The sequence below is a fragment of the Streptomyces sp. NPDC050732 genome (assembly GCF_040654255.1).
GTDB lineage: Bacteria > Actinomycetota > Actinomycetes > Streptomycetales > Streptomycetaceae > Streptomyces.
Map to the genome: position 1 here is coordinate 259,970 of NZ_JBFAHP010000002.1, position 23,680 is coordinate 283,649.

Annotated in this window: 21 protein-coding genes and 2 tRNA genes; 10 read left to right on the top strand and 13 right to left on the bottom strand. The window is 68.8% G+C overall.

Going from position 1 to position 23,680, the window contains the following annotated elements; translation table 11 throughout:
* The first annotated feature begins 17 nt into the window (after positions 1–17).
* From AB0H82_RS03205 to pknB, 3 genes are all read left to right on the top strand, one after another.
* The gene (locus AB0H82_RS03205; RefSeq protein WP_362988190.1) at positions 18–1,424 is read left to right on the top strand and encodes an FtsW/RodA/SpoVE family cell cycle protein; all 1,407 of its coding nucleotides are present in this window, start codon (positions 18–20) and stop codon (positions 1,422–1,424) included.
* On the top strand, positions 1,421–2,884 hold the full coding sequence (locus AB0H82_RS03210) for a penicillin-binding protein 2 (RefSeq protein ID WP_362988192.1): 1,464 nt from the start codon (positions 1,421–1,423) through the stop codon (positions 2,882–2,884). The genes AB0H82_RS03205 and AB0H82_RS03210 overlap by 4 nt, the downstream gene beginning before the upstream one ends.
* 168 nt (positions 2,885–3,052) lie before the next feature.
* Complete coding sequence (pknB, locus tag AB0H82_RS03215; RefSeq protein ID WP_362988194.1) at positions 3,053–5,101, top strand: Stk1 family PASTA domain-containing Ser/Thr kinase; 2,049 nt, start codon at positions 3,053–3,055, stop codon at positions 5,099–5,101.
* A gap of 93 nt (positions 5,102–5,194) precedes the next feature.
* Here the strand turns inward: pknB and AB0H82_RS03220 are convergent, their stop codons facing one another.
* The 5 genes from AB0H82_RS03220 to AB0H82_RS03240 all read right to left on the bottom strand — a co-directional run bounded on the left by AB0H82_RS03220 (position 5,195) and on the right by AB0H82_RS03240 (position 9,426).
* A complete protein-coding gene (locus AB0H82_RS03220) occupies positions 5,195–5,935 on the bottom strand; it encodes a class E sortase (RefSeq protein ID WP_362988195.1) in 741 nt (246 codons plus the stop codon).
* Between the two features lie 37 nt (positions 5,936–5,972).
* A complete protein-coding gene (locus tag AB0H82_RS03225) occupies positions 5,973–7,052 on the bottom strand; it encodes a class E sortase (RefSeq protein ID WP_362988197.1) in 1,080 nt (359 codons plus the stop codon).
* Entirely contained in the window at positions 7,049–7,705 is a 657-nt protein-coding gene (locus AB0H82_RS03230; protein WP_362988199.1) for an aminodeoxychorismate/anthranilate synthase component II, read from the bottom strand. Before AB0H82_RS03230 ends, AB0H82_RS03225 begins: the two co-directional genes overlap by 4 nt.
* A gap of 210 nt (positions 7,706–7,915) precedes the next feature.
* Positions 7,916–8,629: a class E sortase gene (locus AB0H82_RS03235; RefSeq protein WP_362988320.1), complete on the bottom strand. Its 714-nt coding sequence runs from the start codon at positions 8,627–8,629 to the stop codon at positions 7,916–7,918.
* A 26-nt stretch (positions 8,630–8,655) separates the two neighbouring features.
* Positions 8,656–9,426, bottom strand: a complete 771-nt coding sequence (locus tag AB0H82_RS03240; RefSeq protein ID WP_362988202.1) for a DUF881 domain-containing protein — start codon at positions 9,424–9,426, stop codon at positions 8,656–8,658.
* A gap of 143 nt (positions 9,427–9,569) precedes the next feature.
* On the opposite strand from AB0H82_RS03240, the gene crgA reads away from it, so the two are divergent.
* Positions 9,570–9,827: a cell division protein CrgA gene (crgA, locus tag AB0H82_RS03245; RefSeq protein WP_055563960.1), complete on the top strand. Its 258-nt coding sequence runs from the start codon at positions 9,570–9,572 to the stop codon at positions 9,825–9,827.
* Between the two features lie 277 nt (positions 9,828–10,104).
* Here the strand turns inward: crgA and AB0H82_RS03250 are convergent, their stop codons facing one another.
* The gene (locus tag AB0H82_RS03250) at positions 10,105–11,001 is read right to left on the bottom strand and encodes a rhomboid family intramembrane serine protease (protein ID WP_362988206.1); all 897 of its coding nucleotides are present in this window, start codon (positions 10,999–11,001) and stop codon (positions 10,105–10,107) included.
* Positions 11,002–11,124: 123 nt separating this feature from the next.
* Positions 11,125–11,658, bottom strand: a complete 534-nt coding sequence (locus AB0H82_RS03255) for a peptidylprolyl isomerase (RefSeq protein ID WP_362988208.1) — start codon at positions 11,656–11,658, stop codon at positions 11,125–11,127.
* A 354-nt stretch (positions 11,659–12,012) separates the two neighbouring features.
* Here AB0H82_RS03255 and AB0H82_RS03260 point away from each other — a divergent pair, with 354 nt between their 5' ends.
* From AB0H82_RS03260 to AB0H82_RS03270, 3 genes are all read left to right on the top strand, one after another.
* Positions 12,013–12,780 (top strand): DUF5324 family protein, encoded by a 768-nt coding sequence (locus AB0H82_RS03260; RefSeq protein WP_362988210.1) that lies wholly within the window; start codon positions 12,013–12,015, stop codon positions 12,778–12,780.
* A 141-nt stretch (positions 12,781–12,921) separates the two neighbouring features.
* Complete coding sequence (locus AB0H82_RS03265) at positions 12,922–14,400, top strand: ornithine decarboxylase (RefSeq protein WP_362988212.1); 1,479 nt, start codon at positions 12,922–12,924, stop codon at positions 14,398–14,400.
* Between the two features lie 2 nt (positions 14,401–14,402).
* A complete protein-coding gene (locus AB0H82_RS03270; RefSeq protein ID WP_362988214.1) occupies positions 14,403–14,906 on the top strand; it encodes a flavin reductase family protein in 504 nt (167 codons plus the stop codon).
* Between the two features lie 72 nt (positions 14,907–14,978).
* Here the strand turns inward: AB0H82_RS03270 and AB0H82_RS03275 are convergent.
* A tRNA-Ala gene (locus AB0H82_RS03275) sits at positions 14,979–15,051 on the bottom strand.
* Between the two features lie 183 nt (positions 15,052–15,234).
* On the opposite strand from AB0H82_RS03275, the gene AB0H82_RS03280 reads away from it, so the two are divergent.
* Both AB0H82_RS03280 and AB0H82_RS03285 read left to right on the top strand, forming a co-directional pair.
* The gene (locus tag AB0H82_RS03280) at positions 15,235–15,783 is read left to right on the top strand and encodes a hypothetical protein (protein ID WP_055527494.1); all 549 of its coding nucleotides are present in this window, start codon (positions 15,235–15,237) and stop codon (positions 15,781–15,783) included.
* Between the two features lie 49 nt (positions 15,784–15,832).
* Positions 15,833–17,278: a serine/threonine-protein kinase gene (locus tag AB0H82_RS03285; RefSeq protein WP_362988216.1), complete on the top strand. Its 1,446-nt coding sequence runs from the start codon at positions 15,833–15,835 to the stop codon at positions 17,276–17,278.
* Between the two features lie 82 nt (positions 17,279–17,360).
* Here the strand turns inward: AB0H82_RS03285 and AB0H82_RS03290 are convergent, their stop codons facing one another.
* The gene (locus AB0H82_RS03290; RefSeq protein WP_362988218.1) at positions 17,361–18,560 is read right to left on the bottom strand and encodes a hypothetical protein; all 1,200 of its coding nucleotides are present in this window, start codon (positions 18,558–18,560) and stop codon (positions 17,361–17,363) included.
* Positions 18,561–19,083: 523 nt separating this feature from the next.
* Entirely contained in the window at positions 19,084–19,212 is a 129-nt protein-coding gene (locus AB0H82_RS03295; RefSeq protein ID WP_003999697.1) for a DLW-39 family protein, read from the bottom strand.
* Between the two features lie 314 nt (positions 19,213–19,526).
* Between AB0H82_RS03295 and AB0H82_RS03300 the strand changes: the two genes are divergently transcribed.
* A complete protein-coding gene (locus AB0H82_RS03300) occupies positions 19,527–19,862 on the top strand; it encodes a DUF6344 domain-containing protein (RefSeq protein ID WP_362988220.1) in 336 nt (111 codons plus the stop codon).
* Positions 19,863–20,103: 241 nt separating this feature from the next.
* On the opposite strand, the gene AB0H82_RS03305 is transcribed toward AB0H82_RS03300, so the two are convergent.
* The 3 genes from AB0H82_RS03305 to gyrA form a co-directional block, all read right to left on the bottom strand.
* A tRNA-Ile gene (locus AB0H82_RS03305) sits at positions 20,104–20,180 on the bottom strand.
* A gap of 110 nt (positions 20,181–20,290) precedes the next feature.
* A complete protein-coding gene (locus AB0H82_RS03310) occupies positions 20,291–21,022 on the bottom strand; it encodes a DUF3566 domain-containing protein (protein ID WP_362988222.1) in 732 nt (243 codons plus the stop codon).
* Between the two features lie 18 nt (positions 21,023–21,040).
* Positions 21,041–23,644, bottom strand: a complete 2,604-nt coding sequence (gyrA, locus tag AB0H82_RS03315; RefSeq protein WP_362988224.1) for a DNA gyrase subunit A — start codon at positions 23,642–23,644, stop codon at positions 21,041–21,043.
* Positions 23,645–23,680 lie beyond the last annotated feature (36 nt).

Genomic DNA, 23,680 nt, shown 5'->3' on the forward strand with positions numbered 1-23,680 from the left:
GGGGGCCTCTGCACGCCATGAGCAGTACTACACACACGTCGACGATCGGCGCGATCGGAGCGCCGAGCAGGCGCAACACCGAGCTCGCGCTGCTCGCGTTCGCGGTCGTCATCCCGCTGTTCGCCTACATCAACGTAGGCCTGGCGCTCGACGGCAAGCTGCCGTCCGGCATGCTCGGCTACGGCATCGGGCTCGGCCTGCTCGCCGGCGTCGGCCACATCGTCGTACGCAAGTTCGCCGCGTACGCGGACCCACTGCTGCTGCCGCTGGCGACGCTGCTGAACGGCCTCGGGCTCGTCATCATCTGGCGCCTCGACCAGTCGGAGAAGCTCCAGCAGCGCAAGAACTTCGTCGAGGCCGCGCCGAACCAGCTGATGTACTCGGCGATCGGCGTCGCACTCTTCGTGGGCGTCCTGCTCCTCCTCAAGGACCACCGCGTCCTGCAGCGCTACACCTACATCTCCATGGTCGGCGCCCTGATCCTGCTGCTCCTGCCGCTCGTGCCGGGCCTCGGCATGAACGTGTTCGGTGCCAAGATCTGGATCAGCGTCGGTGGTTTCTCCATTCAGCCGGGCGAGTTCGCGAAGATCGTCATCGCGATCTTCTTCGCCGGTTATCTGATGGTGAAGCGTGACGCGCTCGCCCTGGCCAGCCGCCGCTTCATGGGGCTCTACCTGCCGCGCGGACGCGACCTCGGCCCGATCATCGTCGTCTGGGCGATGTCGATCCTCATCCTCGTCTTCGAGACCGACCTCGGTACGTCGCTGCTGTTCTTCGGCATGTTCGTCGTGATGCTCTACGTCGCCACCGAGCGCACCAGCTGGATCGTGTTCGGTCTGCTGATGTCCGCTGTCGGCGCGGTCGGCGTGGCCTCTTTCGAGCCCCACGTGCAGCAGCGTGTGGACGCCTGGCTCGACCCGTTCTCGGACACGGTGATCCTGCAGAACAGTGACCAGATCGCCCAGTCCCTGATGGCCTTCGGCTCCGGCGGTGTCCTCGGCACCGGCCTCGGACAGGGCAACTCCGACCTCATCGGCTTCGCCGCCAACTCCGACTTCATCCTCGCCACCTTCGGCGAGGAGATGGGTCTGGCCGGTGTGATGGCGATCCTGCTGATCTACGGCCTGATCGTGGAGCGCGGCATCCGCACGGCGCTCGCCGCCCGCGACCCGTTCGGCAAGCTCCTGGCGATCGGCCTCTCCGGAGCCTTCGCCATCCAGGTCTTCGTCGTCGCGGGCGGCGTCATGGGCCTGATCCCGCTGACCGGTATGACCATGCCCTTCCTGGCGTACGGCGGTTCCTCCGTCATCGCCAACTGGGCCCTCATCGGCATCCTGCTCCGGATCAGCGACACCGCTCGCCGTCCCGCCCCGTCCCCCGCCCCGAATCCCGACGCCGAGATGACCCAGGTGGTCCGACCGTGAACAAGCCCCTGCGCCGGATCGCGATCTTCTGTGGGCTGCTCGTCCTCGCCCTGCTCGCCCGGGACAACTGGCTCCAGTACGTCCAGGCCGACACCCTGGCCAAGCACGAGAAGAACCGCCGCGTCACCATCGAGCGCTACTCCCAGCCGCGCGGCGACATCATCGTCGACGGCAAGCCCATCACCGGCTCCAAGGCCACTCCGGGCAGCGACCTGAAGTACAAGCGCACCTGGAAGGACGGGCCCATGTGGGCCCCCGTCACCGGTTACTCCTCGCAGCGCATCGGCGCCAGCCAGCTGGAGAGCATCGACGACGGCATCCTCACCGGCAACGACGACCGGCTCTTCTTCCGCCGCACGCTCGACATGCTGACCGGCGAGAAGAAGGAGGGCGGCAATGTCGTCACGACCCTCAACTCCGCCGCGCAGAAGGCCGCGTACGAAGGCCTGAAGGGCCGCGGCAAGGGCGCCGTCGCCGCGATCGACCCGTCGACGGGCGCGATCCTGGCGCTGGCCTCCACGCCGTCGTACGACCCGGGTGACTTCGCAGGCAACACCGACGACGAGGCCCAGAAGTTCCTCGACCTCGACAAGGACAAGGACAAGCCGCTGGTCAACCGCGCGCTGCGCGAGACCTACCCGCCCGGCTCCACCTTCAAGGTGGTCACGGCGGCGGCCGCCCTGGAGCACGGCCTCTACAACAGCATCGACGAGAAGACGGACTCGCCGCTGCCGTGGACGATGCCGAACACCACGACGCCGCTGAAGAACGAGAACAACATCCCCTGCAAGAACGTCTCGCTGCGTGAGGCGCTTCGCATCTCCTGCAACACCGTCTTCGGCAAGATCGGTTCCGATCTCGGCAAGGACAAGATGCTGGAGACGGCGAAGAAGTTCGGCTTCAACGAGCAGCAGTTCGTCCCGGTCCGCTCCAACGCCTCCAACTTCCCCGAGGAGATGGACAAGCCGCAGACCGCGCTGTCCTCCATCGGCCAGTTCGAGACCGCCACGACGCCCCTGCAGATGGCCATGGTCACCGCGGCGATCGCCAACGACGGCACGCTCATGGAGCCGTACATGGTCAGCGAGCTGCAGGCACGCAACCTCGACGTCATCGAGAAGCACTCGCCCAAGGAGATGAGCGAGCCGCTCTCGAAGGAGAACGCCCAGAAGCTCCAGGAAATGATGGAGACGGTCGTCAAGACGGGCACCGGAACCAAGGCGCAGATCCCCGGCGTCACCGTCGGAGGCAAGACGGGTACGGCGCAGCACGGCGTCGCGAACAGCGAGAACCCGTACGCCTGGTTCATCTCGTACGCGAAGACGGACTCCGGCTCGCCGGTCGCCGTCGCCGTGGTGGTCGAGGACAGCGACGCCGGCCGGGAAGACATCTCCGGTGGTGGCCTCGCGGCGCCCATCGCCAAGGACGTGATGAAGGCAGTCATCGAAAGCAAGAAGTGACCCCCGTCACGGCCCCTCAACAACGGTGCACGTTGCGGTACCGGTCCGGTATCGGGTGACGGTCGCGGCCGGGTCACGTAAGTGGAGCCGGGTACCGTATGCCCGGACAGCACACCGCCGGACCACACAACGGTGCGGTCGGGACCGACGGAGAGGGCTGGAATAGCTATGGAAGAGCCGCGTCGCCTCGGCGGCCGGTACGAGCTGGGCCAGGTGCTCGGCCGTGGTGGGATGGCGGAGGTCTACCTCGCGCACGACACCCGCCTCGGTCGCACCGTGGCGGTGAAGACGCTGCGGGTCGACCTCGCCCGCGACCCGTCGTTCCAGGCCCGGTTCCGCCGTGAGGCCCAGTCTGCCGCCTCGCTCAACCACCCGGCGATCGTCGCGGTCTACGACACCGGCGAGGACTACGTGGACGGGGTCTCCATCCCGTACATCGTGATGGAGTACGTCGACGGTTCCACCCTGCGCGAGCTCCTGCACTCCGGCCGCAAGCTGCTCCCCGAGCGGGCCATGGAGATGACGATCGGCATCCTCCAGGCCCTGGAGTACTCGCACCGCAACGGCATCGTGCACCGCGACATCAAGCCGGCGAACGTCATGCTGACGCGGAACGGCCAGGTCAAGGTCATGGACTTCGGCATCGCCCGCGCCATGGGCGAGTCCGGCATGACGATGACGCAGACCGCCGCGGTCATCGGCACGGCGCAGTACCTCTCACCGGAGCAGGCCAAGGGCGAGCAGGTCGACGCCCGTTCGGACCTCTACTCCACCGGCTGTCTCCTCTACGAACTGCTCACGGTCCGGCCGCCCTTCGTGGGCGACTCCCCGGTCGCGGTGGCCTATCAGCACGTACGGGAAGAGCCGCAGGCCCCGAGCGTCTTCGACAACGAGATCACGCCCGAGATGGACGCGATCGTCCTCAAGGCGCTCACGAAGGACCCGGACTACCGCTACCAGTCGGCCGACGAGATGCGCGCCGACATCGAGGCCTGCCTCGACGGCCAGCCCGTCGCCGCCACGGCCGCCATGGGCGCCGTCGGCTACGGCGGGGCCGAGGGCTACGGAGCCGACCAGCAGACCGCGATGCTCCGCCCGCAGAACGGCGGCGGCCAGACGTCGATGATGCCGCCGGTCAACCCGGACGACGGGGGTTACGACGAGGGCCGCGGCCGCCGCCAGAAGAAGAGCAACACGTCGACGTGGCTGCTCGTCATCGCCGGTGTCCTGGTCCTGGTGGGCGCGATCCTCATCGGGAAGTACACCTTCGGCGGGGACGGCGGGGGCGACGGGACCATCAAGGCCCCGAAGCTCATCGGCGAGACCGAGACCGAGGCGAAGCGGTCGGCCAAGAACGTCGGCCTGGAGCTGGAGGTCGGCGAGCGCAAGGCGTGCGCGAAGTTCCCGAAGGGTGAGATCTGCTCCCAGGACCCGGGCGTGAACGCCGACGTCAAGAAGGGCGACACCATCACGGTGACCGTCTCGACGGGCACGCCGAAGATCACCGTTCCGGACGTCCAGGGCCTGAGCTTCGAAGAAGCCAAGAGCCAGCTTGAGGACAAGGGCTTCACGGACATCAAGAAGGAACTGCAGGAGTCCGACCGGTCCGCAGGCACGGTCATCGGCCAGGACCCGGAGGGCGACACCAAGGCGGAGAAGAGCGAGACCATCACGCTCACCGTCGCCCAGGAGAAGAAGCTGGTCAGCGTCCCCGACGTGACCGGTCTCGACTACGCGGCCGCCGAGAAGCAGATCAAGGCGAACGGCCTCACGGCCGCCCGCCAGGACGTCGCCAGCGAGGACGTCGACGAGGGCAAGGTCATCAAGACCACGCCCGCCGCCGGCACGCAGGCCGAGCCCGGCTCCACGGTCAACGTCCAGGTCGCCAAGGAGGCCGAGGAGGCCACCGTGCCGCCCCTGACCGGCCAGAAGCTGAAGGACGCCCGCAAGGCCATCGAGGACGCGGGTCTGACGGTCGGTTCCATCACGGGGCCGCAGGACGACGACGCACTCGTGGTCCTCTCCACGCCGAACGCCGGCGAGAAGGCGGAGCCGGGCACCGCGGTCAACCTGACCACCGCGGGCGGCGGCGGAGGCAACGGCGACAACGGTGGCGGCGGAGACGGCGGATTCGGCGGCATCATCGGCGGCATGTCGGACCGGGACAACCGCGACCACAGGGGCCGGGACGAGTGGGGCGATCCCTTCGGGGACTGACCACGGCCTGACCCCGGCTGAGAACAGCAGCCTATGAAGGAGCCCCGGTACCGCTGAGCGGTACCGGGGCTCTTTTATGTGCGCGCGACGGTACTACTTCAGCTCCGCCGGCGGCGTCCGCTTGCTGTCGACCTTCTCGATCCGCTCCAGTTCGCCCCACACCACGTACCGGTGGCGCGACGTGTAGACCGGCGTGCAGGTCGTCAGCGTGATGTAGCGGCCCGCCTTCTTCGCGCCCGATTCCTTCGGGATCGGGTCGAGGACCTTCACGTTGTACTTCGAGGTCTCGGGCAGCGTCGCGTACACCTTGTAGACGTACCACTTGTCCCGGGACTCGAAGACGATCGCGTCGCCCTTCTTGATCTTGTCGATCTTGTGGAACTTCGCGCCGTGGCCGTCGCGGTGCGCGGCCAGTGAGAAGTTGCCCTTCTTGTCCTGGGGAAGGGCCGACTTGACCGGCTTCTTGTAGTAGCCCGCGATGCCGTCGTTGAGGAGCTTGCTGTCGGTGCCCGCCTTGACGAGGATCTCGCCGTCGCCCATCGCGGGTACGTGGAGGAAACCGATGCCGTCCTTGGTGTCGAGGCCGCCCGGGCCGCGGCCTTCCGCCCAGTGGTCGCGCACCTGGTCGCCCTGGCGGTGCGCCTCGCGGTCCGCTATGACGTTCGTCCACCAGAGCGAGTAGGCGACGAAGAGGCCGAGGACGAGGCCCGCGGTGATGAGGAGTTCACCGAAGACGCTGACCGCCGTGGCGACGGGGCCGCGGCGCCGTGGTGCGGGAGCGGGGGAGTCGGCCGGCGCCTCGGCCTGCTTCTCGTCGTCGGTCGTGGCTGCCACTCGATCTGCCCCGTTCTCACCGTTCTCGTTCACGGTTCTAGTTCACGAGCGCGCTCGGTTTTCCCTTGTCGCGCGGTCGTTCCTCGACCATCTTGCCCCAGACGATCAGTCGATACTTACTCGTGAATTCCGGGGTACAGGTGGTCAGTGTGATGTACCGGCCGGGTTTGGTGAAGCCCGAACCCGGCGGAACGGGGCCGATCACGCTCGTGTTGCTCGGCTGGGTCTGCGGCAGGATGCTCGCCATCTTGTAGACGAAGTACTTGTCCTGCGTCTCCACGACGATGGGGTCGCCCGGCTCCAGCCGGTTGATGTAGCGGAACGGCTCGCCGTGCGTGTTGCGGTGGCCCGCGACCGCGAAGTTTCCCGTCCTGGCGTCCGGCATCGCGGTCTTGGTGGCGCCCTCGTTGTAGTGCCCGACCATGCCGCGGTCGAGGACCTTCTGCTTGTCGATGCCCTCGGCGACCGGCACGACGACGTCGAGACGCGGAATGTGCAGGAGCGCGAAGCCCTGCCCCGGCTCAAAGGTCCCGGGCTTGCCCTCGCCCTTGGCCCAGCTCTCCTGGAGGTCGTGCTTGGCGCCGTCCGCCTGCTGCTGGGCACGGATGTTCGTCCACCACAGCTGGTACGTGACGAAAAGGAGCATCAGGACGCCGACGGTGATGAAGACCTCGCCGAGCCCCCGGCTGATCACCGCTCCCGGCGACGGCCTGCGGGCACGCTCCGCGCGGCGGGCCTCGACACGCGTGAGGGGCACGCCCGGGCGGGGCTCCACGGGGCGCGTGGCCCCCTTCTTGGCGGCCTTGCGGCGGGCGGCCCTGCCCTCCGTGGGACGGTCGGGGGCCGGTTCGGCTATTCGCCGCGTGTCGGCGGTCCGCAGCGCCATCGTCTCGTCGTCCCGGACCGGCTCGTACGGCGGCACGGGCTGCTCGGGGGTGTACGCGCCGTACAACTCCTGGTACGTGGGCTCACTCTGCGGCTCCGGCTCCGGCTCCCGGTCGGTCGGCTCCGCGGGCGCGCTGCGGAACCACGGAGACGGGTGCTCCCCCGGGGGCGGACCCGTCCGCGGGTCGTACGAGCCTCCGGAGGAGCCGCGCTCGGGGCCCGGCGCCGTCACGCCGTGGCCCTGCCCACCACCGGGGCGAGCCCGCTCGATCGGGCGACGGCGCCGGTGTCGCCGCACTCCGCCAGCCAGTTGGCGAGCATGAGGTGGCCGTGTTCGGTGAGGACCGACTCGGGATGGAACTGCACGCCTTCGACGGCGAGTTCGCGGTGGCGCAGACCCATGATGATGCCGTCCTCCGTACGCGCGGTGACCTCCAGCTCCGCCGGTACGGTGGCGGGCTCGGCGGCCAGCGAGTGGTAGCGGGTCGCCGTGAACGGGGAGGGCAGGCCCGCGAAGACGCCCTTGCCCTCGTGGCGGACGGACGAGGTCTTGCCGTGCAGGAGCTCCGGGGCGCGGTCCACCACGCCGCCGTACGCCACCGCCATCGACTGCATGCCGAGGCAGACCCCGAAGACGGGCACGCCGGTGGCGGCGCAGTGCCGCACCATCTCGACGCAGACGCCCGCCTGTTCCGGGGCGCCGGGCCCCGGCGACAGCAGTACGCCGTCGAAGCCGTCCTGCGCGTGCCGCAGCTCGACCTCGTCGTTGCGCAGCACCTCGCATTCGGCACCCAGCTGGTAGAGGTACTGGACGAGGTTGAAGACGAAGCTGTCGTAGTTGTCGACGACGAGGATGCGGCTGCGGGCGCCGCCGGCGGTGCTCACTGGCCGTCCACGGTGACGTCGTTGAAGGGCAGCAGCGGCTCAGCCCACGGGAAGACGTACTGGAACAGCACATAGACCACCGCGAGGACGAGCACCAGGGAAATCAGTGCCCTCACCCATGCGTTTCCCGGCAGATGCCGCCAGATCCAGCCGTACATGCCGTCCCTTCCGTCGCGTACGACCCGGCCTCCCGGGCCGTACCGCACCAGACTAACGGCGCAGTGCCTCCGGTTTCCCTGCCTCCACGGGCTGGGTCGCGTCGAGATGCGCCCAGGCGATCAGCCGGTGACTGTGGCCCCACTCCGGTTCACAGGTCGTGAGCGTGAGGTAATGGCCCGGGCCGTCGTAGCCGGATTTGCGCGGCACGGGATCGATGACGTCGATGTCGCCGGGGAGCGTCTTGTACGGCTTCTTGTCGATGCGGTACGTGAACCAGGTCGCGCCGTCGGTCAGGACGACGGCGTCGCCCGGGCGCAGTTTCGGGAAGTCCTTGAAGGGGTCGCCGTGGGTGCGGCGGTGGCCCGCCACGGCGAAGTTGCCCTTCTGGCCGAGCCGGGCGGTGGACGCGTAGTGGCCGAGGCCCTTCTTGAGGACGTCGGTGCCGGTGCCGTGGAGCACCGGCTTGTTCCACGTGAAACCGAAGCGCGGGATGTACATGACGGCGAAGGCCTTGCCGTCCTTGTAGGGGGCGGGCGCCTGCGGCGAGGTCTCGGCCGGCTTCTCGTCCGACTTCTCGGCCGGCTCCTCGTCCGTCCCCGTCGAGACCGCGCCCTGCGCCCACCGGTCCTGCAACTCGTCGATCTGGCTGTCCATGGCGTTGTCGGCCTTCACGCCGGTCCAGAACAGGACGTACACGACGAAGAGCACGATCAACGTGCCGACGGTGATGCACAGTTCGCTGAACGTCCTGACAAGCGCGCGCACCGACACAGGACGACCCCTCCCGGGTGCTACTCCACAGGCTTCGCGTGGTGGAGATCCACTGTGCCCGAGTAGCCGGGAAGAGTCACCGCCCCGTCGTCGTCCACTTTCCAGCCGAGCCCGTACGCGTTGACGTACAGCATGTAGTTCTGGATCTCGGGGGACGCCGAGAGCGCGGTCCTGAGCTTGTCGGGGTCGCCGACGGCCGTCACCTTGTACGGCGGGGAGTAGACGCGGCCCTGGAGGATCAGGGTGTTGCCGACGCAGCGCACGGCGCTCGTGGAGATCAGGCGCTGGTCCATGACCTTGATGCCCTTGGCGCCGCCCTGCCAGAGCGCGTTGACCACGGCCTGGAGGTCCTGCTGGTGGATGACCAGGTCGTTGGGCTGGGGCTCGGGGTAGCCGGGGAGCTTGGCGGTGGCGTTGGGCGGGGCGTCGGCGAGGGTGACGGTGATCGCCTTGCCGCTGAGCTTCTTGGTGCCGGCGTTCTCTTCGAGCGCCTTGAGCCGGGCCCCGTCCGCCTTGGTGCCGCCGCCGTCGCGCTCGGCGAGCGCTTCGACGTCGTCGCGGAGGGCGCCGTTGGACTCGTCGAGCTTGCCGTTCTTGTGGCTGCGCTCCTGGATGAGGTCGGAGAGTTTCAGCAGGGACGCGTCGGTACGGATGTTGGTGCCCTTGGCCGTGTTGAAACTGGTGAAGAAGATCAGCCCGGCGAGTGCGAAAACAGCACCCGTAAGCACCCGAACCGGACGCCATCGGGGGCGACGACCGGCACCTTTGTGAGGGTCGGCAGAATTGCTCAACGTACCCTTATCTCCTTCAGCGCCTTGGAAGCACTACGCTAACGGACGCCCGGGGGAGGCTTCAGCTCCTTAGTAGTGCCCCGCCAGGCGCCAGACCCCAGTTACCTGCGCGGCCACGCAGCGCATCGACAGGAGAGACCCTCGTGCCGAAGTCACGTATCCGCAAGAAGGCTGACGACTACACCCCGCCGCCCGCCAAGAAGGCGACGAACATCAAGCTGACGAATCGCAGCTGGGTGGCTCCGGTGATGCTGGCGATGTTCCTCATCGGGCTCGCCTGGATCGTCGTCTTCTATGTCACGGACGGCAAGCTTCCGATCGACCCGCTGGGCAACTGGAACATCGTGGTCGGCTTCGGCTTCATCGCGGCCGGCTTCGGCGTCTCCACTCAGTGGAAGTAGCTCGCCGGCCAGTGAAGAACGCTCGCCGGTCGGGGGAAGCAGCTCGCCGGAAGCAAGTCCTGCCCTGAGTTATCCACAGCGCTATCCACATGAGTGGAAAAAGGCTGAAGATCTGTGGATAACCCTCAGCCGGTTGACGCCGGTGTGACTGACCCACTGGGTCTCTCCCCTCGTCCGCCCCTTGTCCTTCCTGGGAAAACCCAGGCCAGCGACAAGGGGCACGGTTGTTCCCACAGCATGCACAAGATCCGGCACACGCTGTGGACAACCCTGTACGTCAGGTGAGCTCAGCGGTCCGGACGAGGACCATGACCACAGCCGCGACGACCACCAGCGCACAGCTGCCGTACTGAATGAGGTTCCGCCGCTCGCGGGGCGCGTGGACCATCGCGTAACCGACGATGACGCCCCCGACGAGCCCGCCGACGTGGGCCTGCCAGGCGATGTTGGGCCACCAGAAGGTGATCACCATGTTGATCGCCAGCAGTGCGATGACCGGCCGCATGTCGTAGTTCAGGCGCCGCATCAGGATGGCGGTCGCGCCGAACAGACCGAAGATCGCTCCGGACGCCCCCACCGAGGGCCGGAACGGCTCTTCGAGCAGATACGTCAGCGCGCTGCCCGCGAGGCCCGAGACCAGGTAGAGCGCGAAGTAGCGAACGCGGCCGAGGGCGGCTTCGAGCGGGCCGCCGATCCACCACAGGCTGAGCATGTTGAAGGCGATGTGCATGTAGCTGCTGTGCAGGAACATCGCCGTCACGAGGCGGTACCACTGCCCCTCGGCGACACCCTCGACCGTGCCGAATTCCGGCACGAAGGCCCGTCCGAGCAGGTCGAACCGGTCGGTGAAGCGATCCCCGACCGCGAGCTGCACCAGGAACAGGGCGAGATTCAGCCCGACCAGGATCTTGGTGACCAGGCGGGGGTCGGCGGTGACCGCACCGCCCGCGACCGTGCGCGGCTGGGTGGCCGTCGGCGCGTGGCCCGTGCCGGAGCCGGTGCGGACGCACTCGGGGCACTGAAAGCCGACCGAGGCGCTGATCATGCACTCGGGGCAGATGGGTCGCTCGCAGCGCGTGCAACTGATACCGGTCTCACGGTCCGGATGCCGGTAGCAGCCGGGGAGGCCCGACGCACCCTGTGGCTCCTGCGGGCTGCCTGGCGCCTGGTCCATGGGGTCCCCTCAATCTCCGTACGAAGGCACTGTGACGGCACACGTGGCAACGCGCCGCCCCGCCCTTCCTTACGGATGGGCGGGGCGGTTTGGTTCCCTCGCGAAAACGCGCGGTCGCGTGGGTCAGGCGTCGCGGGTCTCGATGACCACGGACTCGATGACCACGTCGTTGACCGGACGGTCGGTGCGCGGGTTGGTCTGGGCGCCCGCGATGGCGTCCACGACCTTCTTGCCGGCGTCGTTGGCGACCTCGCCGAAGATCGTGTGCTTGCCGGTCAGCCACGCCGTGGGCGCGACAGTCACGAAGAACTGCGAGCCGTTGGTGCCCGGGCCTGCGTTGGCCATCGCCAGGAGGTAGGGCTTGGTGAAGGCGAGGTCCGGGTGGAACTCGTCCTCGAACTCGTAGCCCGGGCCGCCCGTGCCGTTGCCCAGCGGGTCGCCGCCCTGGATCATGAAGCCGCTGATCACGCGGTGGAAGACCGTGCCGTCGTACAGGCGGTCCGTGGTCTTCTTGCCGGTCGCGGGGTGGACCCACTCGCGCTCGCCCTGAGCGAGCTCGACAAAGTTCTTGACCGTCTTGGGCGCGTGATGCGGCAGAAGCCGGACCTCGATGTCGCCCTGGTTGGTCTTCAGGGTGGCGTAAAGCTGCTCAGCCACGATCTGCCTTCCGTTGTCTTCTGTGACACCCCGATCCTCGCACGGACCGGATTGGGACGAGTAGCCACCGACTGGGCGCGCGCCGAAGCGATCCATGGCATTGTCGGCCGGGAACTCTTCTTGCACCAATTGGATCGAATTGAACGGAACAGGCCGGCCGATCACCTGAACAGAGATCCTTTCCCTGTACAGAGAGTGGATCGGAACCGGAGGGGAACCGGATCAGAGATTGGCCGGCGTCAGCTCCCGTGACCCGGATGCCCGCCCTCGCATGCCTTGGAGCGATCCGGAAGGCATGATCGCTGAAAGGGTGGAAAGGTGACATACCTATACGCCACCGAGGAGGAGGATCCCGTGACCCGCATCGACAGCGTGCGCGCCGCGACCGGCTCTGCCAAGGACAGCGTGCGTCACGCCGCGGACGCGGTGGCGCCATACGCCGACACGGCCAAGGACCGGGCCACCCACTACGCCCACGAAGCGCGCGTACGGCTCGCACCCAAGGTGTCGCTTGCCGCCCAGCAGGCCGCAGAGCAGGCTCGTGTGGCCGCCGAGCAAGCCCGTGTCCAGTACAGCGCCCACGTCGCCCCCCGTGTCGAGCAGGCCCGCACGCATGTGCCGCCGAAGGTCGACCACGCCGCGCACGAAGCCGCCGTCCGCACCCGCAAGGCCGCCCGTCAGGCCGCCGACTACTCCAGGCCCCGTATCGAGCAGGCGGTCGCCGCCGCACAGCCCGTGCGCGACGAAGCCACGTCCCGTGGCACGGCGGCGCTCGCCGCGCTGCGCGGGCAGGTCTCGGCGAAGGAGATCCAGCGCCTGGCCCGCAAGCACCAGCGGCGCGCTCGGGCGGGCCGTCTCGCCAAGAGGCTCGCCGTCGTCGGCATCCTCGCGGGCGGCGCCGTGGCCGCCTGGAAGTGGTGGGACAAGCAGGCCAACCCCGACTGGCTGGTCGAGCCGCCCGCGGCCACGGAGGTCCCGGACAGCACGCCGCTGACCTCCGTCGACGGCAGCGGTCAGGCGGCCCTGGACCCCGAGGTGCAGGCCAAGCAGGCCGAGGCGGAGGCTGGAAACGCCGAGAACGCCAAGAACGCCGAGAACACAGACCGGGACAAGCGAAGCTGACGCCGCGTCCGTGCACTCCGTAGGGCGGAGGCCATTCGGTCTCCGCCCCGCGTTGTTTCACGTGAAACAACGACCCACTCCGCCCCGCGCCGCCCGCGCAGTCGCGGGTTGGCGCCCGCCGAAACGGGAACTGCACCTGGCATGGCTGCGAACGAAAGCTTGAACCACGACGAGGCCCCCGTACTGGAGGCCCTGGAGCGGTACCACGAAGCCGACGAGCTCGCCTTCACGCCGCCCGGCCACAAGCAGGCCCGCGGCGCCGACCCACGGGTCACCAAGGTGCTCGGAGAAGCGGTGTTCCTCGGCGACGTGCTCGCCAGTGGCGGGCTCGACGACCGACTGAGCCGCCAGCAGATCCTGGAACGCGCCCAGCGGCTGATGGCCGACGCCGTGCACGCCGAGCACACCTATTTCTCCACGTGCGGCAGCTCCCTGTCCGTCAAGGCGGCCATGCTGACGGTGACGGCGCCGCACCGCCGTCTCCTGGTCGGCCGTGACGCCCACAAGTCCGTCATCGCGGGCCTGATCCTGTCGGGCGTCGAGCCCGTCTGGGTGAGCCCCGCCTGGGACCCGGAGCGTCACCTCGCCCACCCGCCCACGGCCGAGTCGTTCGAGGAAGCCTTCGAGGCCCACCCCGACGCCGACGGCGCCCTGGTCACCAGCCCTACGCCCTACGGCTCCACCGCCGACCTGAACGGCATCGCCGACGTGTGCCACCGGCGCGGCAAGCCCCTCATCGTCGACGAGGCATGGGGCGCCCATCTGCCCTTCCACGACGAGCTGCCGACCTGGGCGATGGACGCGGGCGCGGACATCTGCGTCACCAGCGTCCACAAAATGGGCAGCGGCCTGGAACAGGGCTCGGTCTTCCACCTCCAGGGCGACCTCATCGACCCCGCCGTCCTCGCTTCCCGGGCCGACCTGCTGGGCACCACCAGCCCCTCCGTCCTGCTCTACGCGGGGCTCGACGGCTGGCGCCGCCAGATGGTCCAGCACGGCGAGCAGCTCCTCGACGACGCCCTCCGCCTGGCCGCCGACACCCGCGCGGCGATCAGTGACATCGACGGTCTGCACGTCGACGGTGCCGAGGACTACTGCGGCCCCGGTCGAGCGGCCGATCTCGACCCGCTGCCCGTCGTGATCGACCTCTCCGCGCTGGGGACCACCGGATACCGCGCCGCCGACTGGCTGCGCACCCGGCACCACATCGACATGCACCTCTTCGACCACCGCCGGATCAGCGCCCAGCTCACCTACGCCGATGACGAGGCCTCCGTCGCGCGCCTCCTGGACGCGCTGCGCGACCTGTCCCGGCACGCCGCCGACCTCACCGACGCACCCGGGGTCGACGTCCCCGACCCCGACGAGCTGCGGATGAAGCAGGCGTCGCTGCCACGAGACGCCTACTTCGCCGACCTTGAGGACGTGCCCGTGGAGGAGGCGGCGGGACGCATCGCCGCGGAGATGATCACGCCGTACCCGCCCGGGATTCCCGTGGTCCTGCCCGGCGAGCGCCTGACGGAACCCGTCCTGAACTACCTGCGCTCGGGCGTACGAGCCGGCATGAACCTCCCGGACGCCGCCGACAGCTCGCTGACCACCGTCCGCGTCACCGCCTGACCATGGGCACGGACCAGGACATCTCGGCCTTCACCGCGCTCACGAACCCTGCCATGTACGTGGTCACCGCGGCCGTGGACGGGCAGCGCGCGGGCTGCCTGATCGGCTTCGCGAGCCAGTGCTCCCTCCAGCCGGCCCGCTTCGCCGTGTGGCTCTCCAAGGCCAACCACACCTACCGCCTCGCCCGGTCGGCACGCACCCTCGCGGTCCACCTGCTGCCCCGGCACCGGCACGACCTCGCGGAGCGGTTCGGGGCCCTCTGCAGCGACCGGACGGACAAGTTCTCCGACCTGGACTGGCACGAGGGACCGGACGGGGCCGTGATCCTCTCCGATGCCCTCGCCTGGTTCGTCGGACGCGTCCACGACCGGTTCGACGGCGGCGACCACGTCGCTTTCGTACTCGACCCGATCGCCGCCCACACCACGGCCTGCGCCGACGAACAGCCACCGCCTCTGTTCGCCCTGCTCGACGCGGACGACATCACCGCCGGCCACCCGGCCTGACGCCCGCCCCACCCCCTACGCCAAAAACCCCTCTGACCAGTGTTTCCACAGGTCAGAGGGGTTTTACGGGGGTGGAGCCTAGGGGAGTCGAACCCCTGACATCTGCCATGCAAAGACAGCGCTCTACCAACTGAGCTAAGGCCCCGCTTGCGATACGTCGAACCGGAAGAACCACGTCCCGGCGTGCATCGCAGACCAGAGTACCGGGTCACCCCCCCGATCCCGCAAAAGGATTGGGGCTCCCGGTCCACGACCACGCTCCGTAAGATGCTCGACGTGGTTCGCGGCAGCGAACCGCGGTCTTAGGGGAAGCGATGGGGAGACGCACATGGACGCCGCACAGCAGGACACCACCGCGAGAGCACGAGAGCTCCAGCGGAACTGGTACGGGGAGCCGCTGGGGGCGCTCTTCCGTCGCCTCATCGACGATCTGGGACTGAACCAGGCACGCCTCGCCGGAGTCCTCGGCCTGTCCGCGCCCATGCTGTCCCAGCTGATGAGCGGACAGCGCGCCAAGATCGGAAACCCCGCCGTCGTCCAGCGCGTCCAGCTCCTCCAGGAACTGGCGGGCCAGGTCGCGGACGGCAGTGTCAGCGCCGCCGAGGCCACCGACCGCATGGACGAGATCAAGAAGTCCCAGGGCGGCTCCGTCCTCACCAACACCGCGCAAACGGCGACCAGTTCGGGCGCGCCCACGGTGAAGCGCGTGGTGCGCGAGATCCAGTCACTGCTGCGCTCCGTCGCGGCGGCCGGCGACATCATCGATGCCGCCGACTCCCTCGCCCCGACCCACCCGGAACTGGCAGAGTTCCTCCGGGTGTACGGCGCCGGGCGCACCGCGGACGCGGTCGCCCACTACGAGGCGCACCAGAGCTGAGCCGTCGACCGGGCCGCCGCGCGGCCCGGAAGGGGAGCGGAGCGCGACCATGGGTGAGGTCTTCGCCGGCCGGTACGAACTGGTCGACCCGATCGGACGCGGGGGAGTCGGAGCGGTCTGGCGCGCCTGGGACCACCGGCGACACCGGTACGTGGCCGCCAAGGTCCTGCAACAGAGCGACGCGCACTCCTTGTTGAGGTTCGTACGGGAGCAGGCCCTGCGGATCGACCACCCTCATGTGCTCGCGCCCGCCAGCTGGGCCGCCGACGACGACAAGGTCCTGTTCACCATGGACCTGATCGGCGGCGGCTCACTGGCGCACGTCATCGGGGACTACGGCCCACTGCCGCCCCGCTTCGTCTGCGCCCTCCTCGACCAACTCCTCTCCGGCCTCGCGGCCGTCCACGCCGAAGGCGTCGTCCACCGCGACATCAAGCCCGCCAACATCCTGCTGGAAGCCACCGGCGCCGGGCGCCCGCATCTGCGCCTGTCCGACTTCGGCATCTCGATGCGCAAGGGCGAGCCCCGGCTGACCGAGACGGACTACGTGGTGGGGACGCCCGGCTACTTCGCCCCCGAGCAGATGCTGGGAGCCGAACCGGACTTCACCGCCGACCTCTTCGCAGTCGGCCTGGTCGCCCTCTACCTCCTGGAAGGCGCCAAGCCGGACGCCAAAGCGCTGATCGAGTACTTCGCCGAACACGGCACGCCGCAGGCCCCGCAGGGCGTGCCCGAGCCCCTCTGGCAGGTCATCGCCACCCTTCTCCAGCCGAACCCCCAGGCACGCTTCCGGACCGCCACGGGGGCGCGCAAGGCGCTGGCATCGGCCACGGAGATGCTGCCCGAGCCGGGTCCGGACGACGAACTCATCGAGATCTTCGACCAACTCCCCCCGCTGCCCACGGGTTTCGGCCCCGAGGGCCCTCTCACTGCCACACCGCGCCCGGGCTCCGCACCTCGCCATGCGCGCCCCACGCCTGGGGCCCGGCCGCTTGGGACCCGGCCACCTGGCACGGCCTCTGCACCACCTCCGCCCCTGGCCCCACCCCAGGCTCCGGCTCCGGCTCCGCGCCCGCATCCCACCCCGACGCCAGGTCAGAAACCTCAGGAGTCACAGCCCACGCCGTCCGTCGCCTCACGCCTGGGCAGCGGCGGCTTCCATCTGCCACCTCCCCCACAACCTCCCCAGCCGTCGACTCCCCCCACGCCCACGCCCACGCCGATGCCGATATCCCTACCGCCACCTGCACCCGATCCCACCGTCACCTCCGCGTCCTGCGCGCCGCCACGCGCTCACGCTCCTGCTCATCCATACACCGCTCACGCCGCCCAGGTTCCACCCCCGAACCACCCCATTCCCCATCCCCAACCCGCGGCTCCCTCCCCCTCCACTCCGCTGAAGCGCCCTGGGCCGCCCGCGAAGGTGGCGGCGCCGATGCTGCTCATAGCGTTGGCCTGCCTAGCCGTCGGCGTCTGGGCACTCACGCAGCTCTGACCGTTGAGTCGAGGCCCGATGGCGGACCCGATAGCGAGGCCCGATGGCGAGGTCCGATAGCGAGGCCCGATTACCGCCCGCCTCACCAGCCCCGTGGCGGCCCGAACTGCGCGGCCAGGGGTGCCGGTGCCGCCGCCGATGCTGATCCCGCCTCCGATGCCCTCGCCGCCCTGCGCCGCGCGATCAGCGTCCACAAGCCGAGGATCCCCAGCAGGACCACTCCCGTCCCGATCCCCCCGGCGGCGATGACCACCATCAGCCCGTCGTCGTCCCCGCCGGAACGCGCACCGGCCCCGGACGCCGTCTCTCCGCGCCTCGCCGCCGCCGTGTCCCGCTCCGTGACGCCGAAGTTCTCGGCGGGCTCGGGCGTCCCCGCGTACGAGGGCCCGGGCCGCGGCGACCCGTCGACGTCCACCCGTAGCGTCAGTTCCAGCGGGGCGTCGCCGAACCTCTCCGCGACGTCCGGGCTGAGGTGGACCGCCAGGTAGTACCAGCCGGCGAAGCGCATGGCGGCGACTTCGTCGGTGAGGGCGAAGCGGTTCTCGTACGCGACCGGCGGCAACGGGTCCAGGGCCGTCGACTTCTGCCTGCCGTCGTACGCGGTGTCAACGTCGTCGACCTGCGCACGTGCCGGGTTGGAGAGAGACATGACCAACGCGGACGAGACATACCCGGCGTCCCGAGCCATCCCACGATCCACTCGACCCGAACTGCCGAGCTCCGCCGAGACCGAGAGTTGCTGCCCCCAGTCGACCGGCACACGGTAGAAGAGGGTCTCCCCAGGCACGATGGCGGCCCCCCACACCCCTTTCTCCAGCCCTCGGGCCTTGTTGAAGCTCGTGCCACCCTCGCGTGGCTTCCGCTCCCCCGACGGCAGTACAGGAGCAGCGGAGTTCCATGTCTCCGGCGGAGCGGTCGCGCTCCCCTTCCGCAGCGCGGGTTCTGACGCGACGTGCAGTTCCAGATCCCAGTTCTCCGGGGCAGCGCTGGAGGCTCTGGTCCGCTCGACGAGCACGTAATACGTACCGGCGCCTCTACAGCTCTTCTCGTCGGGGCCGACCCTGCGCGCCGCCGTGGCCGTGATCGGGCGGGGGCTCTCCGAAGAGCCGAAGCGTGCCTCTTCAGCCTCCATAGGGCTGCAGTTGTTGCCGTCGGCGTCCTGCACGGACGCCTCGACCCCGTCGGCGTAGGAGACCCTGGTGCCGGGCTTCGGGACAGCGGTGACCGAGACGTACACACTGTCCTGCGCCCTGAGCTCCAGGCGGTAAAAACGCTGCCCCACGCGCGGGAGGGAGCTTTTGTACGTCTTACCGGGACTGAGCCGTCGCCCCTCGACGTTGCTCGTCGCTCCCTCGACCATCTCCGCGCCCTCGGCAAAGGCGTACGGGCGCGGTGACGGCCCTGTCGCCCCGGCCTGCCCGGAACCCACTGCCACCACGCACAACGCCGCGACCACGGCCACCACCGGAGCAGCCCGGCCCCGAGCCGGAGCAACCCCACCCCAGCCTCGTCCCGCCGCCCCCAGACCCCCGCCTCCGCCCCCGCTCAGCCTCCGCTTCCGCCGCCCCATCACGCGCCACCCCTCGCCGCGAACCCAGCCGTCCCACCCATCCCGACCGTCCTGCCCGCCGACCGCCGCGCGGACACCACCACGAGCCCACCACCGACGCAACCGCGCCACCCACACATTTGCGTACGCAACCGCAGCATTCGCGAACACAAACAAAGAAGGACAGAGGTCCGCGCGCAGCACAAAGCCCCGGCCGCAAAAGCGACCGGGGCCTGTAAGTGACTGTTGTCGATACTCACGAACCCGTGGGCACGGAGTCAGTCGCCTCCGTCCACAGATCCTGCTCGGCGCGATCCGCCTGGATCTGGCGGTACACGAGGAGCCCGCCGATGGCGGCCAGTGCGACCAGGAGAAGCTTCTTCACCGCGCGACCTCGTCTTTCCTTGACGTAGGGGACTTCTGGCGCCCGACTATACACACCGAGCGATATCGATCGGTGACCTGGATCTGGCTCAACTCCCGCCCTGTGTAGCGCAGTCGAAACGGACCTCGGGACTCCGCCCCAGCCCCGCCCCGACTGTGACTTTCGCCGCTTTGCCCCTTTCTCGGCGCCCTTGCGGCCATCCGGGTGGTGTTCATCTGAACATCCACGCGCCACGAGCGTCGGTCCACCACTCTCAGCCGCACATACACATCATGAGGAAAGTACGCAAATCGCCCAACCCGAATTGAGGGGCCATGACCGGCAACAAGGCCATGAAGCTGTGGACCACGATCGTCACCGCCTTCCTCGCGCTCTTCGCCGCGCTGGGACTCACCACGACGGCCACCGCGGCCACGGCGGTACAGGAGACCACGAACGCACGCAACGCCACGGCGTGCGTGACCGCGCCGATGACGGCCCTCTGGACGGCAGCGTACGAACGGTCCCTGCCCCCGACGATGAAGCAGCGCATCCGCGCCGAGGCCCACGGCTCATCCCCCAGCTGCCGGCACCTCCCGCCCACGGAGATGGACACGGACACCGAGACCGAGTCCCCCGCGCATGAGCCGGCCCTCGCCTCAGAGCCGTAACCCAGGCCCCGCGGCCAGGGCACGCGCCCTCGTAAACCTCAGAAGCCCCCCGGCCACCACAGGCCGGGGGGCTCCTTCATGCCCGGCCCAGATGGATGCCCGGCTCCGAGCACACCCACGCCCCACAGGCAACACCAGGCCAGCCCGGGCCACACCACGCGACGCCCAAGGGCCTAGCACCCCTCCAGCAACCCCTGGAAACGCCAGAACCCCCAACCGTGACCGGCTGGGGGTTCTGTGCTGGTGGGGCTAACAGGATTTGAACCTGTGGCCTCATCCTTATCAGGGATGCGCTCTAACCAACTGAGCTATAGCCCCGCCGCGCTGCGGAGTGTGTGTCCCGCGCGCTGACCTCTGAAGATTAGCGCACCTGGGCGCCAGTCCCAAAATCGATACCCACGCGCGGGGGAGGCACGGCTACGAGAGGACTACTCGTCCTCGGCCAGGGTCAGCTCGACGCCGCCCACGAAGCCCGCGGAGAGGTTGTAGATGAAGGCGCCCAGCGTCGCCAGAGCCGTCGCCAGGACGACGTCGATGACCGCGATGATCGACGTGAAGAGCAGGACGCGCGGCAGCGACAGGAAGGACTGCAGGTCGAAGCCGTTGGACTCGTTCGAGCCCGTCGCTTCTGAGATCGTGCCGCCGACCGTCGAGAAGACACCCATCGCGTCCATGACCATCCACAGGACGGCCGCCGCGACGATCGTGCAGATGCCGAGCGCGATGGAGAGCAGGAAGCTGACCTTCATCACCGACCAGGGGTCGGCCTTGGCCACCCGGAGCCGCGCCTTGCGCGTGCGCGGCGTGGTGCGCGCCCCGGTGCGTGGCCGACGCACACCGGTCTGCGCGCCCTGCTGATACGCCTGCGGCGGATGGTACGGCTGGGACGACTGCTCCTTGGGCTGTCGCTCCCCGGGCAGCGCCCCGCCGGCTCCGCCCGCCCCGCCCGCCTTCTTTTTCTTGCCCTTGCCTGCCGTGTACGAGGCGTCGTACTGGTCAGCGGCCTGACCAGTGGTCTCTGGCCCTCGGGTGTCCGTCACAGTCCCCCCCTGGGATCCATGAGACTCGTCGGAGTCGTGTGCATCAGTGGCGGAGCCACGGGCACCTTCCGTGCCGGTAGTGCCGGTCCTATTCGCCCCGGCGCCCGTGGCTCCACTCACGATGACTCACTCCTCGCGCTACTCGGCCGAGGAGTCCGTGCCCTCGTCCGTACCGGCGGCCGGCTCGGCACCGTCCGATTCGTCGACGACGATGTCCCCGTCGACTTCTTCGGCCTCGCGCCCGGCCTCGGCGTTACGAGCGATACCGACCACGGCATCGCGCTTGCCCAGGTTGATCAGTTGGACGCCCATGGTGTCACGGCCCGTCTCCCTGATCTCGTTGACTCGCGTACGAATCACACCGCCGGACAGCGTAATGGCGAGGATCTCGTCGGTCTCCTCGACCACCAGGGCGCCGACGAGCGAGCCGCGGTCCTCCACGATCTTGGCGGCCTTGATGCCGAGGCCACCGCGACCCTGGACGCGGTACTCGTCGACGTTGGTCCGCTTCGCGTACCCACCGTCGGTGGCGGTGAACACGAACGTACCTGGACGAACGACATTCATCGAGAGCAGTTCGTCGCCGTCGCGGAAACTCATTCCCTTGACGCCCGAAGTGGCGCGGCCCATCGGGCGCAGCGCGTCGTCCGTTGCGGTGAACCGGATCGACTGGGCCTTCTTGCTGATGAGCAGCAGATCGTCCTCGGCCGAGACGAGCTCGGCGCCGATCAGTTCGTCGTCCGAACCGTCATCGGTCTCACGGAGGTTGATGGCGATGACGCCTCCGGAGCGAGGCGAGTCGTAGTCCTTGAGGGGGGTCTTCTTGACCAGGCCGCCCTTGGTGGCGAGCACCAGGTAGGGCACCGCTTCGTAGTCGCGGATCGCGAGGATCTCGGCGATCTGCTCGTCCGGCTGGAAGGCGAGGAGGTTGGCGACGTGCTGGCCACGGGCCTCGCGGCCGGCGTCGGGCAGTTCGTACGCCTTCGCGCGGTAGACGCGGCCCTTGTTCGTGAAGAACAGCAGCCAGTGGTGCGTCGTCGACACGAAGAAGTGGTCGACGATGTCGTCCTGCTTCAGTTTCGTGCCGCGCACGCCCTTGCCGCCGCGCTTCTGCGAGCGGTAGTCCTCGGTCTTGGTGCGCTTGATGTAGCCGCCGCGCGTGATGGTGACGACGATGTCCTCTTCGGCGATCAGGTCCTCCATGGACATGTCGCCGTCGAAGGGCACCAGGGCGGAGCGACGGTCCTCGCCGAACTTGTCGACGATCGCCGCGAGCTCGTCGCTGATGATCTGACGCTGCTTCAGGGGAGAGGCCAGGATCGAGTTGTACTCGTTGATCTTCGCCTGGAGCTCGTCGTGCTCGGCGACGATCTTCTGGCGCTCCAGGGCGGCGAGCCGGCGCAGCTGCATCTCAAGGATGGCGTTGGCCTGGATCTCGTCGATCGAGAGGAGGCCCATGAGGCCCTCGCGCGCGATGTCGACGGTCTGGCTGCCGCGGATGAGCGCGATGACCTCGTCGATGGCGTCCAGCGCCTTGAGGAGGCCGCGCAGGATGTGCGCCCGCTCCTCGGCCTTGCGCAGCCGGAACTTCGTGCGCCGGACGATGACCTCGACCTGGTGCGTCACCCAGTGGCGGATGAACGCGTCCAGCGAGAGGGTGCGCGGCACACCGTCGACCAGGGCCAGCATGTTGGCGCTGAAGTTCGACTGCAGGTCGGTGTGCTTGTAGAGGTTGTTCAGGACGACCTTGGCGACCGCGTCACGCTTCAGGACGATGACGAGGCGCTGACCGGTGCGCGAGGACGACTCGTCGCGGACGTCGGCGATGCCGCCGACCTTGCCGTCCTTGACCAGGTCGGCGATCTTCTGCGCGAGGTTGTCGGGGTTGGTCTGGTAGGGGAGTTCGGTGACCACCAGGCACTGGCGGTTCTGGATCTCCTCGACCGCGACGACCGCGCGCATCGTGATGGAGCCGCGGCCCGTGCGGTACGCCTCCTCGATGCCCTTGCGGCCCACTACCAGGGCACCGGTCGGGAAGTCGGGGCCCTTGATGCGCTCGATGAGGGCGTCGAGCAGCTCCTCGTGCGAGGCGTCGGGGTGCTCCAGGGCCCACTGCGCGCCCGCCGCGACCTCGCGGAGGTTGTGCGGCGGGATGTTGGTGGCCATGCCGACCGCGATGCCCGCGGAGCCGTTGATCAGCAGGTTCGGGAAGCGCGCCGGCAGGACCGTCGGCTCCTGGTTGCGGCCGTCGTAGTTGTCCGTGAAGTCGACGGTCTCCTCGTCGATGTCACGGACCATCTCCATGGCCAGCGGCGCCATCTTGCACTCGGTGTACCGCATGGCGGCCGCCGGGTCGTTGCCCGGGGAACCGAAGTTGCCGTTGGAGTCCACCAGCGGCATCCGCATCGACCACGGCTGGGCGAGGCGCACCAGGGCGTCGTAGATGGAGGAGTCGCCGTGCGGGTGGTACGTGCCCATGACGTCGCCGACGACGCGGGCGCACTTGTAGAAGCCCTTCTCGGGGCGGTAGCCGCCGTCGTACATCGCGTACAGGACGCGGCGGTGGACGGGCTTCAGACCGTCGCGTACGTCGGGCAGCGCGCGGGACACGATGACGGACATCGCGTAATCGAGGTACGAGCGCTGCATCTCCGTTTCGAGCCCGACGGGCTCGACACGCATGCCCACACCAGGAACGACGGGTTCCTCTTCGGGCGTCACAGGGGTGTTCTCGTCGGCCATTGCTGGTCAAAGTCCTTTCGAGGTGCGGCTTGTACG

Bases quoted from the DNA above. Each gene is read 5' to 3' on its own strand.
- AB0H82_RS03300 (WP_362988220.1), top strand. From the start codon at position 19,527: ATGACCGGCAACAAGGCCATGAAGCTGTGGACCACGATCGTCACCGCC.
- AB0H82_RS03280 (WP_055527494.1), top strand. From the start codon at position 15,235: ATGGACGCCGCACAGCAGGACACCACCGCGAGAGCACGAGAGCTCCAG.
- AB0H82_RS03205 (WP_362988190.1), top strand. From the start codon at position 18: ATGAGCAGTACTACACACACGTCGACGATCGGCGCGATCGGAGCGCCG.
- AB0H82_RS03265 (WP_362988212.1), top strand. From the start codon at position 12,922: ATGGCTGCGAACGAAAGCTTGAACCACGACGAGGCCCCCGTACTGGAG.
- AB0H82_RS03250 (WP_362988206.1), bottom strand. From the start codon at position 11,001: ATGGACCAGGCGCCAGGCAGCCCGCAGGAGCCACAGGGTGCGTCGGGC.
- gyrA (WP_362988224.1), bottom strand. From the start codon at position 23,644: ATGGCCGACGAGAACACCCCTGTGACGCCCGAAGAGGAACCCGTCGTT.
- AB0H82_RS03285 (WP_362988216.1), top strand. From the start codon at position 15,833: ATGGGTGAGGTCTTCGCCGGCCGGTACGAACTGGTCGACCCGATCGGA.
- pknB (WP_362988194.1), top strand. From the start codon at position 3,053: ATGGAAGAGCCGCGTCGCCTCGGCGGCCGGTACGAGCTGGGCCAGGTG.
- AB0H82_RS03270 (WP_362988214.1), top strand. From the start codon at position 14,403: ATGGGCACGGACCAGGACATCTCGGCCTTCACCGCGCTCACGAACCCT.